This window comes from Dokdonella sp. (genome assembly GCF_049593775.1).
Classification (GTDB): domain Bacteria; phylum Pseudomonadota; class Gammaproteobacteria; order Xanthomonadales; family Rhodanobacteraceae; genus Dokdonella.
The window spans coordinates 1-3652 of record NZ_JBAWHJ010000130.1 but is presented as its reverse complement, the minus strand read 5'-3'; the positions used below and the strand labels follow the sequence as shown (position 1 = coordinate 3652).

Here is a 3652-nt window from a genome sequence, read left to right as displayed (position 1 = left end):
TCTGCATAGCGCGCCGACAAGGCCTGGATGAATGCCTGCTCGCGCGCCGTGGTGTTGCCAGCCAGTTCGCGCGCACGTTGCAGTCGTGTCCAGGCGTTGGCGTTGTTCGCCGGTTCCATTCCGGCATTGACATGCGGACCGAGCACCAGCGAGGCGCCCCACCAGCACATCGCACAGTCCGGATCGATTTCGGTGCCGCGCAGGAACGAGCGTTCGGCGGCGTCATGATTGAATCCCCAGGCCAGCATCAAGCCCTGGTCAAACCATCGCTGCACCTCGGGCACCGCGGTCGTGATCGGGAAATGATAGTCGCCGAGACCATCGATAAAATTGGCGCCAAGATTGTCATCCAGCGGGATATCGGCCACCGGCGTCTGCGCAATCGTGGTTTCGGACTTGCCAGCATTGTCGCAAGCGACCAGCGCGGCCGTTGCGAGAATCAGCAGGATCAGCATTCCATGACGGTTCATGACGTTCCTCCTCCGCATGATCTGGGCTTCATGTTGTACGCCGCCGGGGCGCGGGTCGCAAATGAGTCTGCACCTGATGAGCGAATCCACGCTGCGGGCGGGGTTTGCAGCGCCATTCCCGTCTTTGGCATGACGAGTTGGACGGGACATGCGGGAACCGCGAATGCACAATGAAGCCTCATCAAGGGAAACACGCCAATGAAATACGCCCTGTTCGCCACGTTGCTGCTGATCACTTCTCTCGCTCACGCCGGGAGCGGCTATACGCGCTACCCGTCGCTGCACGGCAACACGCTGGTGTTCACGGCCGAGGGTGATCTGTGGCGGGTCGCCGTCAGTGGCGGTGTCGCTCAGCGCCTGACCAGCAACGCGGCCATGGAATCGCAGGCATCGATATCGCCTGACGGTCGCGAAGTTGCCTTCGTCGCCAGCTACGACGCCAGTCCCGAAATCTATGTGATGCCACTGGCCGGTGGCGCGCCCAGACGGCTCAGCTTCGATGGCGCACAAGTTTCGGTGCAAGGCTGGACGCCAGCGGGTGAAGTCCTGTACGCGACTTCCGCCGTCGTTGGGCCGACGAGCAGCGTGATCCTGCGCGCGGTGGATCCACGCAGTTTGCGCCAGCACGACTATCCGTTCGCCGATGCCAACCAGGCAAGTTTCGATACGGCGAATGACACTCTCTTCCTGACCCGCTTTGGCCTGCAGATCACCGGTGATCATGTGCGAGGCTACAAGGGTGGCGCCATGGCGCAGATCTGGCGTGCGCCCGTCGACGGCAGTACCGAGGCCGTTCGACTGGCCTCGAAAGTGGATGCATCCCTGCGCAGTCCGATGTGGTGGCAGGGGCGTCTGTATCACCTAAGCGATGAGTCCGGCGCCGACAACCTCTGGAGCATGAATGCGGATGGTGGTGATCGGAAGCAGCTGACGTCGCACACGGATTTCGATGTCATCGATCCGCAATTGCGCGAGGGTCGCGTCGTCTACCAGAGCGGGGCCGACATTCGCGTCTTCGACGTGGCCAGTGGCGAGGATCGTATCGTTGCCATCGACCTGGTCAGCGATTTCGAGCAGCGGCGAACGCGCTGGCTGGAAAAGCCACTGAAGTATCTCGAGGACGCCACGCTATCGGCTGATGGCAGTCGCGCTGTGCTGACCGCTCGTGGATCGGTCACGTTGGCAGCGACGGACGCGCGTCGTCGCGTGGATATCGCCGTTCCGGCCAGTGCACGTGCGCGCGCCGCCGTAGCCAGCATCGATGGCAAGTGGGTGTTCGCGATCAGCGATGCGGGTGGCGCGGAAGAGATCTGGCGCTTTCCTGCCGATGGATCAGGACCTGGTGAAGTTCTGACCCGGGATGCCGATGCGCGGCGCTGGCATCTGTATCCCTCGCCGGATGGCAAGACCCTGGCTTTCGATGACAGGAAGGGCCGTCTATCCCTGCTTGATCTCGAAACGCGCAAGCTGCGCGTGATCGATTCGGGCAAATTCGGTGGTGATGACATCTACGCATCGGTGAGCTGGTCGACTGACAGTCACCATCTCGTCACCGCTCGACCGGACAGCATCCAGGGGCGCAGCCAGATCATCCTGTTCGAGCGCGACGGCACGCGCAAGGCGACGCTGACCAGTGACCGCTACGAAAGCCGCTCGGCGGTTTTTTCGCGCGATGGTCACTGGCTTTATTTCCTCTCGGATCGCGAATTCACGGCCACGCCTGGCCATCCGTGGGGAGACCGCAACATGGGGCCGAGCTTCGATCGGCGCACGAAGATCTACGCCCTGGCCCTGCAGACGGATGCGGAGTTTCCGTTCCAGCCGGCGACCGAGCTGGCTGCGCCGGGCAAGGGCAAAAAGGACGACAAGGACGCCTCGGAAAAAGAGTCAAGGGATGCGCCGGCCATGCCAGCCATTGAATGGGATGGGCTTGCCGAAAGGCTGTTCGAAGTACCGGCGGCAGCGGGCAACTACAGCGCGCTGGACATCGATGACAAGCGTCTCTACTTCCTCGACCAGGCTGCGGGCGATGACGCGCATCCGGAGTTGAAGACGCTGACCATCGGCAGGGACGGCGACCAGCCCAAGAGCTTCGTCGAGAATGTCCAGAGCTACCGGCTTTCCGCCGATGGCAAGAAGCTCCTCTTCGTGAAATGGAGCAACGAGGGTGGTGGTGACATGTTCATCGTCGACGCGGGCGAAAAAGCGCCCGACAAGCTCGACAAGAACGCCGTGCGCATATCCGATTGGCGTCTTGCGATTGATCCACAGGCGGAGTGGAAGCAGATGTTCGCCGATGCCTGGCGCATGCATCAGGAGTTTTCGTTCGACCCGGGCATGCGCGGAGTCGACTGGAATGCCGTACGCGCGCGCTACGAGCCCTTGTTGGCCAGGGTCACCGATCGCGACGAACTGGATGACCTGATGGGTCAGATGATGGCCGAACTCGGGATCCTGCATTCGCAGATCCGCCCGGGCGAAGAACGCGCCGACAGCGAAGTTGCCAAACCGGCCGGCCTCGGCGCCGCGTTCAGCACGCAGGCCAACGGCCTTCGCATCGAACATGTTTTCCGCACCGATCCCGAGCTACCCGATGCACGGGCTCCACTCGCAAGACCTGGCGTTGATGTGCGTGTCGGCGATGTGCTGATCGCCGTGAACGGAAAGTCGGTGCGCGACAATGCCGAACTTGCCGATGCGCTGGCCAACCAGGCCGGCAAGCAGGTCTTGCTGAACCTGCAGCGCGGTCCTGCCTCACATCGCACGATTGCCATGCCTGTCGATAGCCGGACCGAAGCCAGCCTGCGCTACAGCGACTGGACCCAACGCAGCAACGACCGCGTCATGGATAGAGGCAAGGGTCGCATCGGCTATCTGCACCTGCGTGCGATGGGCCCCAATGACATCGCCCACTTCGCGCGCGAGTTCTACACCAATGCGTATCGCGACGGTCTCGTCATCGACGTGCGTCGAAACAATGGTGGCAATATCGACAGCTGGATCATCGAGAAACTGCTGCGTCGTGCCTGGGCATTCTGGAGCGTTCCCGACCAACCGCCCTACTTCAACATGCAGCAGACCTTCCGCGGCCATCTGGTCTTGCTGATCGACGAACGCACCTATTCGGATGGCGAGACATTTGCCGCGGGCATCAAGTCGCTGGGCCTTGGCCCGCTGATCGG

Annotated in this window: 1 protein-coding gene and 1 pseudogene; one reads left to right on the top strand and one right to left on the bottom strand. The window is 62.2% G+C overall.

Annotation, left to right across the window (positions count from 1 at the left end):
* Positions 1-470, bottom strand: a pseudogene (locus WBP53_RS04435) (hypothetical protein); the annotation flags it as partial.
* 198 nt (positions 471-668) lie between these two features.
* Between WBP53_RS04435 and WBP53_RS04430 the strand changes: the two are divergent.
* The coding region (locus WBP53_RS04430) for a S41 family peptidase (RefSeq protein WP_423926339.1) at positions 669-3652 on the top strand (2984 nt) is incomplete at its 3' end.